At 45.2% G+C, this 16,895-nt stretch carries 9 protein-coding genes, 1 tRNA gene and 1 pseudogene; 6 read left to right on the top strand and 5 right to left on the bottom strand.

Annotated features, from left to right (window positions below):
* Nucleotides 1-85 precede the first annotated feature (85 nt).
* Nucleotides 86-382, top strand: a pseudogene (locus QUA04_RS10625) (transposase); the annotation flags it as partial.
* A gap of 332 nt (nucleotides 383-714) precedes the next feature.
* On the opposite strand, the gene QUA04_RS10620 reads toward QUA04_RS10625, so the two are convergent.
* The 3 genes from QUA04_RS10620 to murA all read right to left on the bottom strand — a co-directional run bounded on the left by QUA04_RS10620 (nucleotide 715) and on the right by murA (nucleotide 3,157).
* A tRNA-Leu gene (locus QUA04_RS10620) sits at nucleotides 715-796 on the bottom strand.
* On the bottom strand, nucleotides 775-1,644 hold the full coding sequence (locus QUA04_RS10615; RefSeq protein WP_333256464.1) for a M48 family metallopeptidase: 870 nt from the start codon (nucleotides 1,642-1,644) through the stop codon (nucleotides 775-777). Before QUA04_RS10615 ends, QUA04_RS10620 begins: the two co-directional genes overlap by 22 nt.
* Before the next feature lie 94 nt (nucleotides 1,645-1,738).
* The gene (gene murA / locus QUA04_RS10610; RefSeq protein ID WP_333256461.1) at nucleotides 1,739-3,157 is read right to left on the bottom strand and encodes a UDP-N-acetylglucosamine 1-carboxyvinyltransferase; all 1,419 of its coding nucleotides are present in this window, start codon (nucleotides 3,155-3,157) and stop codon (nucleotides 1,739-1,741) included.
* 365 nt (nucleotides 3,158-3,522) lie between these two features.
* Here murA and smc point away from each other — a divergent pair, with 365 nt between their 5' ends.
* The 5 genes from smc to QUA04_RS10585 all read left to right on the top strand — a co-directional run bounded on the left by smc (nucleotide 3,523) and on the right by QUA04_RS10585 (nucleotide 13,859).
* Nucleotides 3,523-7,326, top strand: a complete 3,804-nt coding sequence (gene smc / locus QUA04_RS10605) for a chromosome segregation protein SMC (RefSeq protein ID WP_333256458.1) — start codon at nucleotides 3,523-3,525, stop codon at nucleotides 7,324-7,326.
* 68 nt (nucleotides 7,327-7,394) lie between these two features.
* Nucleotides 7,395-8,417, top strand: a complete 1,023-nt coding sequence (locus QUA04_RS10600) for a PRC-barrel domain-containing protein (protein ID WP_333256455.1) — start codon at nucleotides 7,395-7,397, stop codon at nucleotides 8,415-8,417.
* A 403-nt stretch (nucleotides 8,418-8,820) separates the two neighbouring features.
* Nucleotides 8,821-9,753 (top strand): SGNH/GDSL hydrolase family protein, encoded by a 933-nt coding sequence (locus QUA04_RS10595; protein ID WP_333256452.1) that lies wholly within the window; start codon nucleotides 8,821-8,823, stop codon nucleotides 9,751-9,753.
* 80 nt (nucleotides 9,754-9,833) lie between these two features.
* Nucleotides 9,834-12,014: a hypothetical protein gene (locus tag QUA04_RS10590; protein WP_333256450.1), complete on the top strand. Its 2,181-nt coding sequence runs from the start codon at nucleotides 9,834-9,836 to the stop codon at nucleotides 12,012-12,014.
* Nucleotides 12,015-12,026: 12 nt separating this feature from the next.
* A complete protein-coding gene (locus tag QUA04_RS10585) occupies nucleotides 12,027-13,859 on the top strand; it encodes a DUF6798 domain-containing protein (protein ID WP_333256448.1) in 1,833 nt (610 codons plus the stop codon).
* A 126-nt stretch (nucleotides 13,860-13,985) separates the two neighbouring features.
* On the opposite strand, the gene QUA04_RS10580 is transcribed toward QUA04_RS10585, so the two are convergent.
* Together QUA04_RS10580 and QUA04_RS10575 are read right to left on the bottom strand one after the other, a co-directional pair.
* Entirely contained in the window at nucleotides 13,986-14,960 is a 975-nt protein-coding gene (locus QUA04_RS10580; RefSeq protein WP_333256445.1) for a glycosyltransferase family 2 protein, read from the bottom strand.
* 83 nt (nucleotides 14,961-15,043) lie between these two features.
* Nucleotides 15,044-16,834 carry a hypothetical protein gene (locus tag QUA04_RS10575; protein WP_333256442.1) on the bottom strand — a complete coding sequence of 597 codons (1,791 nt, stop codon included), beginning with the start codon at nucleotides 16,832-16,834 and terminating at the stop codon, nucleotides 15,044-15,046.
* Nucleotides 16,835-16,895 lie beyond the last annotated feature (61 nt).

The following is a 16,895-nucleotide window of genomic DNA, read 5'->3' as shown; positions in this document are numbered from 1 at the left end:
AATTTTGACAACTTTATTCTTAGGAGCTTCTTACATTGGCATTTTGCTAGTTAGTTTTACATACCAGGTTCGGTAGAGCCAGGAAGATGAGAGAATTCGCAGTTCAATTGAGGGAAAGTTCGGTCAAGGCAAGCGACGATTCAGCCTCTCTTTGGTGATGACAAAACTAGAAAATACCTCTCGAACTTCCATCGCAATTTATTTTTTAGTCATGAATTTGGCTGCTGGATTGAGACAGCTTCTCAGTCTTTTTTTGTGCTTATTTTCTCTGAGAACAACTCAAATGAGCCGTTTCATAACTTCAGGTTATGTCCGAGCTAGCCTTCGACAACTCAAGCTCAACGATCGTCGGGGGATTGAATCTGCGCTCGATCTATATTGAGGTTTCTCCGACTTATTCAGCAAGCCCTACTTATTAACTGATTCGAGACACAATCTTGGAGATAAACTGTGCCTGGAACCATAGCTAAATCCACAGAAGGTATGTTGCTTGCCTCCTTACTCATCTTTTGCTGTTTTTATTACATAAAAAAGCAGACGAAAGTAATAGTGCGGTTGGTCATGAGTTATTTCAACTGAAGTTCGGAAAATACTCGGGTATCAACCCCAGCCATCAGCAAGGGCGAGATCAAGTGATGAGATATGCACTTGGAGCTACTGGGCTACCTAGCACACAGTTCTTTATTAATACATCACTACTAGCTTTTTTAGCAGTGGGCGGGGAGAGAATCGAACTCTCATACCTTTCGGTGTCAGATTTTGAGTCTGATGCGTCTACCAATTTCGCCACCCGCCCTTTTGGGTTTCACCATCATAACACACTGATCGATTTCCTGCAAGCAAAGATTCATAATCTTTTGAACTTGCCCAGCGATCAATCTCTCTGGCGCGCAATACTGGTACAGGATGGGACAACTGAGCCGTCTGAGCTTGTTTGAGAATTTCTCCCAGTTGAGTGGTGCTGAGGTCGTCATAGGCCCGCGCCTGCGCCAAAAACGCATCGACATTCAGTTTGGGAGCTAAAGTCGGCGAACCTCCGGCCAGTTTCATCAACAGCGATGCTACCACTTTTGGGTCTTGGGTGGCGAGCAACGCGGCGCGATCGCACGTAAATTCCGCACACCGCAACCATTCCAACATTTGCGCCTGCAAACCCTGCGCGAGCACGGTTCCCACAGGCGAAATTTGGCCGGCGGCCAAGACAATTAAATTAGCCAGAGTCAGGTAAACTCCGTGCTCGCACTTCAAATGCCCCAACTCGTGAGCAATTACGGCCTTAACTTCCTCATCTGTGAGCAAATCAATCAGAGAAGTGTGCATCACCACAAAAGGCTGTTTTCCCCGCATCGCAAAGGTGTAAGCATTTGGCATCGGATGCTGGCGGACATAAAGCTGCGGCGCTTCCAAATCCAGAGTTTTGCAGGCATCCAACAGTAATTGATGCAGGTGGGGCAATTGATTCTCGCCGACTTGGACGCTGGAAGCCAGATTTTCCAGCATGAAAAACTGTTCGCCAAGTTGTCCCAGCAACTGCCGCACGATCAAATCCAGGCCGGGCAGTTGTTTAAGAGCACTGGTGGCTTCCAAGTCTAGCGGGTGGCGAAACTGGTCTGCTTTCAAACCGATGAGCGGTATGTTCGACATTGTAGTGATTATTCATTAGTCAACAGTTAACCGTCAACGGTCAACCGTCAACAGTTAACCGTCAACCGTCAACAGTCAACGGTAAACTGACTAATTAACAGTTTAAACCCGATCGCACTGGATTGACAGGAGCCTCAGCAGTCGCCGGGTCTGTACCCTCTTTAACCCGTCGCAACTTAGCTCCCAATTTTTGCAGTTTCACCTCTAACTGCTCGTAGCCGCGGTCTAAGTGCTGCAAGCTGCTGATGGTGGTGACACCATCGGCTGCAAGTCCCGCTAACACTAACGCCGCCGAAGCCCGCAAATCTGTTGCCACTACCGGCGCACCCGACAGCCGCGACACTCCGCGCACAATCGCTACATTGCCTTTAAGGCGAATGTCGGCGCCCATGCGGTTGAGCTCTGCTACGTGGCGCAAGCGATTTTCAAACACGGTTTCTTTGATCAAGCTGTCGCCTTCGCTCAGCGTCAGCAAAGCCATAAACTGAGCTTGCATATCTGTGGGGAAACCAGGGTAAGGTAGAGTTTCGATGTCTGTGGCCGAGTGAGTTTGGCCGGGAACTATCCGCAAAATGTCGGGGGATTCTGCAATAATTTTCGCCCCAATTGTCTTCAATTTGGCAATGACTGCGGTCAGGTGCTCAGGAATTACTGGCGACAAACTGATTTCGGAGTGAGTGATGGCTCCTGCTACTAAAAATGTTCCGGCTTCGATGCGATCGGGAATAATTGAATAGTCTACTGCGTGCAGCTTGGGAACTCCCGAAATGACGATCGTATTCGTGCCGGCGCCTTGAATTTTTGCTCCCATAGCGCGGCAGAAATTCGCCAAATCTGCGACTTCCGGCTCTTGAGCCGCATTTTCAATCACGGTTTCTCCTTCAGCCAGAGTCGCCGCCATCATCAAAGTTTCAGTTGCGCCAACGCTGGGGTAGTCCAAATAAATTTTGGCTCCTTTCAGGCGGCGGTTGGGCCCTTTGACGTAAGCGTGAACCGTGCCGTGGTCGATGTGGACTTCGGCGCCGAGGGCTTGCAGACCGCGAACGTGGAGTTCAACGGGTCGGGCGCCGATGGCGCACCCACCGGGCAAGGGCACTTTGGCAAATCCCAAACGGGCTAGCAGTGGCCCGATGATGAAGAAGCTCGCCCGCAGTTGGCTGACTAATTCGTAGGGGGCTTGAGCGTCTATGAGGTTGCTGGCGTTGATGTCTAAAACGTCGCCGTGCTGCTGTAATTTGACTCCTACAGCCGAGAGAATTTGCCCCATGCGGGCGACATCGACTAGACCGGGAACGTTGCGGAGACGGCAATCCTCTGGGCATAGCAGGGCTCCTGCCATGACGACTAAAGCCGAGTTTTTGGCGCCGCTGATTTTAATGTGTCCTTTAAGGGGCTCGCCACCCCAAATTTGCAATACTTGTTGGTCGCTTTCAGGTGAAGCTGGCAGGTTAGATGAGTTCTGAGCTGGTGTAATGGGTTTGCCCTCCATAATTCGCTTCGTTACTTTATACATTATTAATTTTGGTTCGATTTTACCGGAAAGTTTTTATATGTCTAGGGGTAACATTAGGAATTACGGGAATTATATTTGCTGGCATTCAATCGAGGCAAGGCTTTCAGGTTTTATCGCACAAATAATGTCGATCGAGTCTCATGAAGTTATCTGTATCAAAATTTACGTTCATTTGTAGCGCTCGCTCGCTTCACAGATGTTGTACCTTTGTCAACGAACTTTTTAAGTAAAAGCCGGCTGGGTTGTTGACAAAGGTGTAAGATATCGGTTCGATCGACAATGCCAGAAAGTTAACACATTGTCGATCGCCCCATTGCCTGTGCTACCCTGTGACAACAACCTAGAGCCAAAGCTACTCCTAGCATATGGTTCACATTAAACGGATCGAACTGACGAACTTTAAATCTTTTGGCGGCACGACGGCCATTCCCGTGCTGCCCGGTTTTACTGTGGTTTCCGGGCCCAACGGTTCTGGGAAGTCCAACATCCTCGACGCTTTGCTGTTTTGTCTCGGACTTTCGAGTTCTAAGGGAATGCGGGCTGAACGTTTGCCGGATTTGGTGAACAGCGCCCAAAACAAACGCGGTACGATCGAAGCTAGCGTGACTGCGACTTTTGCCCTGGAAGATGTGGGGGAGGAATGGTTCGCCCGGGATGAAGATGAGGAGGAAAATGCAGCAGATGAGTTATCTGTTGAAGCAGAGGAAGTCGAAGGGATAGAAATTGCCAAAACTCAAGACAACAACGGCCAATCATCTCCTGTCAATCGAAAATCCAAAATCCAAAATCCAAAATCCGAAGAGTTATCTGTGGAAGACGTAGAAGAGATTGAAATCGCAGCAACTCAAGACAACAACGGACAACTACTCGCTACCAATCGAAAATCCAAAATCGAAAATCCAAAATCGGATGAGTGGAGTGTGACGCGGAAACTTCGGGTAACTCGCCAAGGTACTTACACTTCAACTTATTACATTAACGGCCAACCTTGCACGCTGACTCAACTTCACGAACAACTCAACCGCTTGCGAATTTATCCCGAAGGCTATAACGTCGTGCTCCAAGGAGACGTTACTAGCATTATTTCGATGAATTCTAAGGAACGCAGAGAAATCATTGACGAATTAGCTGGTGTGGCTCAGTTCGATCGCAAAATCTCTTTAGCTAGGCAGAAGTTGGATGAAGTTAAGGAGGTGGAAGAACGCAGCCGCATTGTAGAAAAAGAGCTGATTTCTCAGCGCGATAGGCTGGCTTCCGATCGCACAAAAGCGGAAAAATATCAAAAATTGCGGGCGGAATTTCAAGAAAAGTCGCAGTGGGAAATTGTGCTGAAATTCCGTCAATTACAGCAGCAAGAATGGAAACTGCGAGAACAAATCGAAACGGGCGATCGCACTTCGGCATCTCTCACCGAACAACTGCAAGCAATTAGTACCCAAATTCAAGAAGCAACCGCCGAACTTGATGCGCTGAATGCCCGCGTTAAAGCTTTGGGAGAGTCCGAATTGTTGGCTTTGCAAGCGACGATTGCGACTCAGGAAGCGGAACGGCGGCAACTGCAAAACCGCAAACAGGATTTGGAAAAAACTGCTGGGCAAATGGCGGCTAACATAGCACAAACAGAGGAAGAAGTTCGGCAATTCCGGCAAAGTTTGGAGCAAATTGAGATTGAAATATCTTATGTTAAGTCTCAAATAGGAAGTTTGCAGGAACAGCGGGACGCAGCCCAGCAAAGTTTAGATGAAAGTCGGGAAGTTGCAAATGCGATCGCCTCCACGGCCGAAGTTTGGGTACAGCAGCAAACGGAACTGCACCGCCAAATCGAAACAATTCAACAAACTTTGGAACCGCAGCGTACAGAACAAGCTACCATTGGCGAAAGAGCCGATCGCCTGCAAAGTCAAATTCAAGAACAAAACCAATCGCTGCAAGTATTGGAACAGGAAATTGCAGCGAAAAAAGAGCAGCAATCTCGCCTTTTGGAAACAAAAGGCGTTGCATCTTTGCAAGTAGAATCGCTGACTCAGATTTTAGTCGAAGCCGAACAAGAATTGCAACTGCAACAGGAAACTCAAACTCGTTTGTTGGAAGAACAGCGGGAAAGACAGCGCAAATTAGACAAGCTAGAAGTGCAGTTTCAAGCACTGCAAGAAGCGACGGGAACGTTTACTGCAAAAATTGTCGCGCAAAGCGGAATTGGCGGAGTTTGCGGCTTGGTGGCTCAACTGGGCAGGGTGGAACCGCGCTATCAGTTGGCGCTGGAAATTGCTGCAGGCGGGCGCATGGGAAATATGGTGGTGGAAGATGACAGCGTGGCTGCTGCTGCGATCGAATTGTTGAAACAAAAACGGGCGGGAAGGATGACGTTTTTGCCTTTGAATAAGATTAGGGGCGGCAGGTATTCGGTGAATGAAAATTTGCGGCGCGCGGCTGGGTTTGTTGATGCGGCTGTAAATTTGATTGATTGCGATTCCCGGTATCAGGAAATTTTTGCTTACGTTTTTGGCAGTACGGTTGTGTTTAGCAACCTCAGCGACGCGCGCCGGTATTTGGGACAGTACCGGATTGTCACTTTGGACGGGGAAATTTTGGAAACTAGCGGGGCGATGACTGGGGGAAGTTCTACTAATAGATCTACCTTGCATTTTGGCACGGTTGAGGCGAGTGAGGCTGCTAGTGAAGCGCGGACGATCGCATCTCTGCAAGAAAGGTTGGAGGAAATTGAGCGGATTTTGGAACGGTGCAAAATTGCGATCGACCGCGCGTCTGTTGCAGTCAAAACTCGCAGCCAAGAATTGATGGAAGCGAAACAGAATTTGCGCGAAAATCAGTTGAGATTGGAACAGTTGGATTCAGAAATTAAGAATTTGCAAGGGCAACAGGAACAAGTGCGATCGCAAATTGCGAAAAACACACAGGAATTAACTAATTCGCGATCGAGATTGCAGTTGCTGGAACGAGAATTGCCCGCACAGGAAACTCAATTGCAGCAGTACCGGCAAACTTTGGCGCAGTTGGAAGAGTCGAACAGTCACAGCGAATGGCAGCAAATGCAATCGAGTTTGCGCGCTCTGGAAGCGCAACTGCAAGAGCGAGAATTGGCTCTGAGAAACGTCCAGCAGCGCCTTGTAGACTTGGAAAATCAATTCGGACGTTTGGAAGAGAAAATTAAGGAAGGTAGCGAGAAATTGCAGGAATGGCAAGTGCAGCAAAACGCGGGGGCGGATGCACTCGATCGCATTGTTTCGCAGCAGTTAGAACTCGATGGACAAATTGCCGCAGCTAAGGCGGCTTTGGGGGAAATTGAGGAAAAATTGGGCGTGCAGAAGGGAGATCGCGATCGGGCGGAATCTCAATTGCGAGAACAGCATTTAGCCAAACAACAGTTACAATGGCAGTTGCAAAAACTCCACGAAACTCAGCAAGAACGCCGGGAACAATTAGCCGCAATCCGCACTCTATTGGAAACGCAGCGGGCGGAAATGCCCGACCCCGTGCCGTCGATTCCTGAAAATGTCGAAAAAGCCAATTTGACGGAATTGCAACAGGAAGTAAAGGCGATCGCCAAACGCATTCAAGCTTTAGAACCTGTCAATATGCTAGCCTTGGAAGAGTACAACCGCACTCAAGAACGCCTTCAAGAATTAAGTCAAAAATTGACGACATTGGAAGGAGAACGCACTGAACTGCTGTTGAGAATCGAAAATTTTACCACACTCAGGCGGCGCGCTTTTAAAGAAGCTTTCGACGCGGTTAACGAGAACTTTCAGACTATCTTTGCGGAACTTTCCGAAGGCGATGGCTATCTCCAGCTAGATGACCAGGAAGACCCCTTCAGCAGTGGCTTGAATTTGGTGGCACACCCGAAGGGCAAACCCGTACAGCGGCTGGCTTCCATGTCTGGAGGCGAAAAGTCGCTGACGGCGCTGAGTTTTATTTTTGCGCTGCAACGCTACCGCCCGTCTACGTTTTACGCTTTTGATGAAGTGGATATGTTTCTCGATGGGGCAAATGTGGAGCGATTGGCTAGAATGATAAAACGACAGTCTGAACAAGCCCAGTTTATTGTTGTAAGTTTGCGGCGACCTATGATTCAATCGGCTGAGCGTACAATTGGCGTTACTCAAGCGCGGGGAGCTTATACTCAAGTCATAGGACTGAAGTTGTAGTCCTGGAGTCTCTGTTAATGATCGTGTTGAGTGATATATGTACTTAATAAATCAGGATTAAAGTTACAATGACATCCGAACAAATTTGCCAACGCTCCGACATTCTCGGCACTCAGGTCATCACCCGCGACAGAGGTAAACGCTTGGGGGTGGTTAGTCAATTGTGGGTGGACATTGATCGGCGGGAAGTTGTGGCGATCGGTCTGCGAGATAATATATTCGCGGTCGCTGGAATGCCGAGGTTTATGTTCCTCAGCAATGTCAGCGAAATCGGCGACGTGCTGTTGGTGGAAGATGAGAGCGCGATCGAAGATGATGTTGATGTTGAAGTCTACAGCATTTTGATTAACAGCGAAGTTATTACCGAAACCGGCGAACTTTTAGGTAGGGTGCGGGGCTTTAGGTTCGATCCCGAAGACGGTAAGTTAGTTTCTATAATTATCGCTTCCCTGGGAATCCCCCAAATCCCCGACCAAGTTCTCAGCACTTACGAGTTGGGGATTGAGGAAATTGTCAGCAGCGGCCCGAATCGCTTGATTGTGTTTGAAGGTTCCGAGGAAAGGCTCAGGCAGCTTAGTGTGGGTTTGCTGGAGCGCGTTGGTTTGGGCCAAGCACCTTGGGAACGGGAAGAGGAGGAGGCAGGTTATTATCCGAAACCCGTGGCTACGGGAAATCAATTGGGCCCGGGCGTGCGGATACCTGCACCGGAAATGCGGAGCCGCGTAGCTGCGCCTGCGGTGGAGGAAGTTCCTTGGGATGAGGATTTAGAGTGGAATCGGCCGCCGGTGCGCCAGCCGATGCGCGCGGTGCAGGCACAGCAGCAGCCAATCGAGGATTACGAGGATTACGAAGAGGATAATTGGGGCGGCGAGGAGGACGATTACGAGGATGAGGAGTACGAGGAGAAACCGCAATACACTCGCCCTGAGAGTTCTCGCCCGAAACAGCCGGTGGTGCAGTACGACTACGACGATGATGTGGAGGCTGATGCTTGGGCTGACGATGAGGCGCCGAAGCCTTACCAGGCTCCTCGGGTGAATATCCCTGAGAAAACTAAGACTCCTGAGTATGAGGAGGAGCCTGGTTATTAGGAATTAATCCACCGGTTGGGCGGGTTTACGAGATTGTTTGTTTTAGACATAGATAATTGGTGAAATCCGCCCCTACAATTGCCTGTAGGGGCGGGTTTTACAAACAATATTTGAGGTTCACAAACAATTTAGATAAACCCGCCCCCACACAGCCGATAATTTAGATTAACCTGATGTTCGAGATCATCCAAAAAAATTTAGATTCCCATCAAAAAAATGTAGATTCCCATTATTCGTTGGGCGGGGGCGGGTTTATTATATTGTTGGTCTTACGCCGATCTGGTTGGTGAAACCCGCCCTACGATAAATTATGAAAAAAAAATTTATTAAAACCTCTATTTTCAGATTAATAACATATCTAATTTTTCCAATTTTTTTATCCACAACCACGGCTGAAATCGTCTTGCGAGTTGCGGGATACAAACCCTGGCAAATAGAAAATGTTGATGTTGCGGTCGAACCAAAAGGTAACTTTTTTACCAAAGACTCGGAACTTGGCTACAAGCATTTGCCGGGTAAATTCAAGGTGACACTTAACGGCAATTACTCATTTAATGCGACTCACCTCAATAATAGTCTCCGAATAACACATCCCCTCAATACTTACAATTTATTATCCTCAAAAAAGCCAGAAATTTGGATATTTGGCTGTTCTTTTACCTACGGTTGGTCATTGAATGACAGCGAAACTTATGCTTGGTTGCTGCAAGAGAAATTACCAAAATATGAAATAGTGAATTTTGGTGTTAACGGCTACGGCACGCTGCACTCGTTTATTCAATTTAAAGAAGCACTAAAACAAGGAAATAAACCCAAAATTGCGGTGATTGCTTATGCGGGATTCCATGAGCGCCGCAATACTTTGTTAAGGGCGAGAAGAAAGCAAATGGCTGCTTGGAATAAACTGGGTATTTTATTCCAGCCCGATGCTAGGCTGAATGGAAAAAATAATTTTACCTACAGCATGGCAAAACTTGAATATCACGAGTTCCCGCTGATGCGGGTTTCTGCATTAAGCCACTTTTTGGAGGTTAATTACAATCAATTTGAAGAGGGATTGTACAAAAGTCACGAGGTTTCTAAGGCAATTATTCAAGAGTTTAACCGTGTGGCGAAGGCTAATGGTGTTAAGTTAGTGGTGGCCGGAATTAATACCGGTTCTGCTAAAATGTTGGAGGAGTTAAGTCAGGAGGGAATTGCTACAGCGGATATTTCGGTTGATTTGAAAATACCTGCCAATAATAATTTACCTCATGACATTCATCCAAGTGCGATCGCCAATCGGCAATATGCAGAAAAGTTGGAAGGTTTTTTGCAACGTACTGTTTTAAAGTAAGTTAACGAAGCGCGAAGGCGCAAAGGCGCGAAGGCAGAGATAAAAAGGAAGTTTAGGAGTTACTTAGGGTTGCTAGACGGATGGGATTATTTGATGTTGTTTCTTTTAAATCGCCTCGTAAATTTATAATTGATGGGTTTTTCCTGTTTTTACTTGTTCTCGTAACAGTTGCAGTAACATCAATCTATGTATCCAGCGAACATACTTTTTATTGGTGGGATTACGCTGGATACAATACCGCTACAGTCAACACAGCCAATTTATTTCGAGACTCGCCAGATAAAGCATGGCGCGGAGTTATAGAATCGCTATCTAAGGAAAAAAACCTATTAATCTCTTTGCCATTAGTGCCGTTTATTCTTTTATTTGGCGAGTCTCGGCTGAGTTACATTCTCAGCGTATCCCTGATTTATGTGATGCCGTTTCGCTTGTTGCTGGGGGCAATTTCTGCAAAGCTAATCCCAGTTTATCCCCGCCGAGTGTTTTGGTCAACTGTGCTGCTGAGTTTATTAATTCCGATGAGTTGGATACCGACTCTGCGGGGATATCTGGATACTGGCGGCTGTGTATTTGTAGCCTTGGCAATTTGGGTTTATTTGCAGGATGTTAAGCTGAAATCGTGGTGGAAAATCCTGTTGATTGGATTTTTGCTGGCGGCGGCGATTCTGTTGCGACGCCATTTTGCTTATAGTGCGATCGCATTTTTTGGTGCAGCGACTTTACAGGTTTTCATCGAGTTTGTTGTACTAATATACCGTAGGGAAACGGCGTTGTCGTCTTCAAAAGACAAGGAGGTGGCAGTGCCGTTTCCCTACAAATGCTTGTTTGAATCCGGCATCAAATTGAGTTTGATAGCTGCAACTAGCTTGACTATTTTAATGTTGGTAGCGGGAGATTTTACTCGCAGTGCTCTGACGGTTGACTACCGCAATTTGTATGTCGCTTGGAGTTTGCCTGTAAATGATATTTTAACTCGTTATGCGGATTTTTACGGTTTGGGAACTTGGCTGCTGGTACTGATTGGTTTTTCTGCGGGAATTCTCGCCCGAACCCTGGTTCCGGGGGCGGCTATTTTTGTTTCCTTGTTTGGGGTTTTCTCGCTGATTGAATGGCTGTTAGTCTTGCGTTACGGCTACTTGCACTATACAATTCATCTTACACCGATCGCACTTTTGGGATTATCCACATTTTTCTGGACAACTTGGCTTACTCTCAAGGGAAAAGTTCGATATTTGATGCTGGGCGTGGCGGGTTTGTACCTGGTTTTGAATGCCGCAGTCGGGTTAATTCCTCTCAAAATTGATTTGTCAAGACTGTTTGTAGGTAATTTTCCGCCGTTAGTGCGATCGGACTACGACGAAGTTGTAAAATTAGTAGAGTTTCTGCGAAAATTAGCACCGAATGAAGAACCAATTTATATTGCCGGTGCTTCTAACAATTTCAATGCTAACATACTCCGACAAGCCAACAGAAAATTAAATCCGCCGGAGGGTTGGTGGAAATTAAATACAATCGGGAGGCCGCAAATTGACTCGCGCGATACTTACCCGCTACCGGAGTTGTTGCAGTCACAATATGCGGTGGTTGCTGTACCTTTTCAGCAGGTGTTACCGACTGACGAACAAGTTTTGCGATCACACGAACAAGATGTTGTTAAAGTTGTGTACGATGCCTTTACTCAAAACTGGGAAATTGCCCGCGATTTCCAATTGCTACCGGAACAGTTTAAGCTAGAAAACGGCGTGACTGTCAGCGTTTACCGGAGGATGCGGCCGACTGATACAGCAACGGCAGTTAGGACTCTGGATGCGATGCAGCGGCAAATAGTCGATCGACCAGGCACGCAGTTAGATTGGATTAGTTTGCATCAATCAATCTACACAAGTGCCAATTATTCAGTCAGTCAAGAATCCGACAACCTATATAAGATTGTAACTCATCCAATTAAAAACAGCAAGAAACTCGATACATCTTTCCTGTATTTAGGTTCCATTTCAGACAAAGCGAAAGTTACAGGCAAACTCAATTTACCTAACAAACAATGTCCGGGAATTGCCCTGCGCTTGACTTTGTGGGACAAGCAAGGTAAATTAGTAGACTCAGCAGAGATGGCTTATAGTCAAAAAAGTGCGATCGGCTTAAATCTATTAGTTGAGGGCAAAAATCCCATGTATCTGCTGCTTGAGGTATTGAGTAGCAGCAAACAGGATTTAACAAAGCAATGCCAACTGGAGATTAACAATTTGGCTGTCCGTCGGTAAGTGGAACCATCAATGCAGAAACATCAAAAATCCAACTGGTATTTTAATCTATCTCTCTATACTTTTGTCATCATCGGCTCCCTGATGGCCACTGGCTATATTTTCCCGATTGGAGGCAACTTTCCCGAAGTGCCACCAATTCAATTTATGCTAAATCCTGAACTGTATAAAAATGATTATTATGTTCAGGAAATGGTTAAATTTAATCCAAGATATTACTATTATTATATCATCTATTTGCTCGCTAACTTAGGAACCAGCATTCCCCTAGCGCACTTTATCTATCAATTCCTATCCTTCGGTTCATTTATCCTAGCTTGCTACGCAATTATCAATATCTATACTAATTCCAAACTGCCTGCCGCAGCGATGGCTTTTTTATGTATAGCCGCTTCATTTACAGATGTTGGTAACACCCTAATATTTTCCACCAAATCAGTACCCAGTACCTTCGCTATGGCCTTCGCAGTCTGGGGAATTTACTTTAGTTTGCGCCAAAAATGGCTGATCGGATATTTCTGTTTTGGACTGGGTTGTTTGCTGCAATTTTTAGTTGGTTTGTTGCCCGGATTGATGATGCTTCCCGTTTTATTTATTGAATCTGTAAGACAGCGGAAGTTCAAAACATTAATTTTGGCGATCGCACTTTTAGCAGCAATGGCAAGTATCGTTTACGTACCGATGTTATTAACAGGTACTACCAGCACTCACACTATCGATAATGCCCAGTTTGTCTACATTCACGCTAAAGTCCGCAACCCCCACCACATCCTCCCGTCAAATTGGGGTTTGGGGAATTGGTTCAACTTTATATGTTTCATAATTGGTGGCTTGCTGTGCATCAAAAAATCCGATTTATTGCCACAAGAAGACAAGATTATTTTTTATACAATTGTTAGTACATCGATTTTGGCTCTGTTTCTGAATTACATATTTGTAGAAGTTTATCCTTTGGCTTTTATGGCCAAACTACAGTTAGCTAGGACTGTACCTTTTGCTCAATTAATTATATTTATTGCTGTTGCTTTGATGGTCGATAGACTTTACAGAAACCAACAAATAGCTATTAGCTTGTTTCTGTTAGCTATTCTAACATTGCCTTTTAGAGGTATCATTTTCCTAGGATTATCAGTTTGGTCAACAAAAAAATACGCATTTCCCAAACACTATAATATATTGTGGTGGATTTTAGCAGTAGGAACGGTAATTTTTAGCGTGATATATCCGCTGACTGATTCATGGGAAATAATGGGCGATCGAATAATTAGCATCCCAATTTTTTTCTCAATCCTCGCCTTCCCCTTCATTTTAGAAGAAACATCCGTTGCTACATCTATAAAACAGACTCTAACTCACACATTAGCCTTAATAACTACCGCCACCTTAGTTTTGGGAGTAGCAGGAATTCTGCCCAAACCTATATTAAATGTATTTCAAACAAGAGTTAATATCAATGCCGTTCCCAGGGACGACTTAAGCAAATTAGCTGTGCGCTTTTCGCAAATTAGCAGCCGCGATTCACTCGTATTAGTTCCACCTTCAGTTACCAACTTCCAGTTTTTCTCCGAAAGAGCGATTGTCGTCAACTTCAAGAACTTTCCCTTTACCGAAAAAGGCATCAAAGAATGGCAAGCTCGCATGGAAACCGTTTTAGGAGTTCCCTTAAACCCGCAAATGATTTGGGGAGGAAATGACTTTTTTATCCATCGCAGCAGTGCAGATTTAGTCAAGGTAGCCAGAAACTATCATGCCAATTATATCCTGACTCGTACTGACTGGCATCCCAATATTCAAGGGGAAATCGCCGACAAACAAGGCAAATGGATACTTTATAAAATTAGGTAATAGGTATTTAGTAAAACTTGTTAAATCTCAATTAGACTTTTATCTTAGTCTGCAGAGACAGACTTTTCTTGTCTATAAGCAACTTGAAGATCCGACTTATCTGCGTTAATCAGCCTTAATCTGCGGTTAAATATCAAAACCAGAATCATCAATAATTTCGCTAATTTGCTTGTCCACATAATCCGCATCCACATTCCGCGCCATCAACTCAGCTAAAATCCCCAAAGAAATCAACTGCACCGACAGAATAGTACACAAAATCCCAAAAAACAACAAAGGTCGATTGCCGATCGGCCCAAAATTCATCCCCGCCAAATTCAGAAACCAAATAACTATTAAATAACTCAGCGAAACAGTGCCAACCAAGCCAAAACACAATCCCAAACCCCCAAACAAATGACCCGGTTTGTGTAAATACTGCGTCGTGGCTAACACCGTCAACAAATCAATAAATCCCCGCGCATAACGTTCCCAGCCGTAATTCGATTTTCCGTGCTTGCGCGGATGATGTTCCACAACTACTTCGCCAATTTTAAACCCTAAATTGTTTGCTAAAGCCGGAATGTAGCGGTGCAATTCCCCGTACAATTTAATCGACTGCAAAACTTCCCTGCGATAAGCTTTAAAACCACAATTCATATCGTGCATTTGCACCCCAGTTAGCAAACACGCCACGGCATTAAACAGCTTGGAAGGTAAAGTTTTAGAAAGCGGGTCGTTCCGCTGTTTTCGCCAACCGGAAACTAAATCAAATCCTGATTCTAAATGATGTAAAAATTTGGGGATTTCAGCGGGGTCATCCTGAAGGTCAGCATCAAGAGTAAAAATAATTGTCCCTGCTGCATTACGAAAGCCTGCTGAAAGTGCGGCGGATTTGCCAAAATTGCGGCGCATTTTAATCGCTTTAATTAGTTGGGGATGCTGGCTGGCTAAATCGGCGATTTCTTGCCATGAATAATCGCGGCTACCGTCATCAATGAAAATGACTTCGTAACTGTCAATTTCTGTTTGAAACATGACAATTTGGATTTTTTCAAACAGTAATTTTATGGTGGCTTCTTCGTTGTGAACGGGAATTACGAAGCTGAGGTGTTTTGACATAGGGCTATTTTATTTCATTTATGTTGTAAAGGAGATTTTTTTATTAGCTGCAAAGGGCGCAGAGAAGGAGAAAGAGAGGTGTTTTAATTTTTATCCATAACTTGGGAGTTCCGCAAAGCTACCCAACCTTCGCGGTTTTTAAATGAGGCATAAGCTGTCAATAATTTATCTGTTGGTGATGTTTGAATGTATCCTCTCCAAGCTGCGAATTCGTAAGAAGAGCCAAACAATTTAACTAAATCTGGGCGCGGAAATCCTGACATGGCAAAACCTCGAACGACATTTTCTTGGTTGAGAATGGCAATACATTTTACATTGTTTTCGGGGTCTCCTACCCAGCCAATTACTCTCGCTGCTGTTGGTGCTAGTTTAGTTACTGTATCAAAATATCCGGGTACTCCGTCTTTGGGCGCTGACAGTAAATTTGGAGCAATTTTTGTGTCTAATGCTGCACAGAAATTGTGCTTTTTGATGTTTCGATTAAATGGCACTAAGTTGTTAGTTTTTAAGGCGTCGATTAACCCGATAAAAGCGGCAGGTCTATTGCCTACGCGCTCTTTAATTAGCGTTACGTCGGTGATGCCTAATTGCAGTGATAATGCTACTAACGGTTGATAGGTTGCTCTGCGGGCGATCGCCATTGCAGTTTCGCCTCCCACCCCGTACATTAAAATAATCGCGACTGTGGCGACTGCAAACAGCGGTGTCAGCCAACGCCCTTGGATTCTTGGTGTTGGCTGCAACTCGCGCACCCACAATACTGTCAGCACAATTGTGCTCATCCAAAACAAAGCTGGGAGTGTGGCGTAGCGGGAAGCGGTGGCTTGTTCGACGCCAAATCCCGATCGACTAACCGCGGCCATTAACGCCGTTTGCAGCGTGTAAAGTTGGATTGATAGCCAAGGCAGCCAATCCGGGCGATCGACCTTTTTTACAAATAGCCAATAACCCACAAAACCCGTCGCTGCCACCAAACCAATTATACCAATAATTGAAGCAACAATAATATTTTCGCTAAATATTCCGCCGAGATAAGTGGGAATATATTCGATAGCTTTGAGCGGGTTGATTTTAGTTAAAGAAGGGTGATGAGATGGAGTTTTATAAGTTAAAAAATAAATCCCAATCACTGCAATCGAAGCAATAAAATACCAATAAGTTATTCGGCGAGGAAACCGCAGCACAACAGCAGCAGCACACAATATCGGCCACAAAGCTAAAGGAGTGCTGTAACTAATACAGCCTAAAACGCCAAAAACAATGCTGCCAATTACCCACTTATTTTGTTTCCATCCTTCGTTACCAGGAGCTGCCTGGGAATGAATATCCAGAGGCTCCGCCGCCCTCTTACTTGACAAAAGCATCACATAGGATTGCAAACAAAATATCGAACAAATCACAAATAAATTAGCAATTATCCAGTGAACGCCGCTGAATCCCCGCATCCAATTGTGAGCCGCCGCCGGAGTAAAATTAAAAATAGAAATGCAAAGGAGTAGCGAGATAAATTGCCGCGGAAAACGCCTCAATTTTAACGGCAGCAGAGCAATTAATACATGGCACTGAATCCAACCCAAGAACCAGGCAACTAAACATAAACCAATATTTGAACCTTGGGTGACAACTATATTTAAGCCATAAATAATTGCCGGAATCAAGACAAAATGCTCGTTCGCCCGAAATATCCAATTAAAAGGATTTGTAGAGAAACCGTCTACTGAATAAAAATTCCACGTCATCCACCAATAATCAAAATTAGACAAGTCTCCCGCTTGAGATATCAAGTACAAAATATATGACGCTGGTATTAGAATGCCGAGAACTGATGCGGCAATTAAAATATATTGTTGCTTGACTTTCATGGATTCAGACATGGGGAGATTTTTATTAAGTGGTAGGGGCGAGTTTAGGTGAGAAACTTTGGATCTAACAGGT

The sequence above is a fragment of the Microcoleus sp. S13_C5 genome (assembly GCF_036700845.1).
Classification (GTDB): Bacteria; Cyanobacteriota; Cyanobacteriia; order Cyanobacteriales; family Microcoleaceae; genus Microcoleus.
Note: the sequence above shows the minus strand (reverse complement) of the source record. Positions and strands in the feature narration are given on the sequence as shown.

Excerpts from the sequence above, each read along its gene's own strand:
- QUA04_RS10575 (WP_333256442.1), bottom strand. The coding sequence starts at position 16,834 with ATGTCTGAATCCATGAAAGTCAAGCAACAATATATTTTAATTGCCGCA.
- QUA04_RS10585 (WP_333256448.1), top strand. The coding sequence starts at position 12,027 with ATGCAGAAACATCAAAAATCCAACTGGTATTTTAATCTATCTCTCTAT.
- smc (WP_333256458.1), top strand. The coding sequence starts at position 3,523 with ATGGTTCACATTAAACGGATCGAACTGACGAACTTTAAATCTTTTGGC.
- murA (WP_333256461.1), bottom strand. The coding sequence starts at position 3,157 with ATGTATAAAGTAACGAAGCGAATTATGGAGGGCAAACCCATTACACCA.
- QUA04_RS10615 (WP_333256464.1), bottom strand. The coding sequence starts at position 1,644 with ATGTCGAACATACCGCTCATCGGTTTGAAAGCAGACCAGTTTCGCCAC.
- QUA04_RS10600 (WP_333256455.1), top strand. The coding sequence starts at position 7,395 with ATGACATCCGAACAAATTTGCCAACGCTCCGACATTCTCGGCACTCAG.
- QUA04_RS10590 (WP_333256450.1), top strand. The coding sequence starts at position 9,834 with ATGGGATTATTTGATGTTGTTTCTTTTAAATCGCCTCGTAAATTTATA.
- QUA04_RS10580 (WP_333256445.1), bottom strand. The coding sequence starts at position 14,960 with ATGTCAAAACACCTCAGCTTCGTAATTCCCGTTCACAACGAAGAAGCC.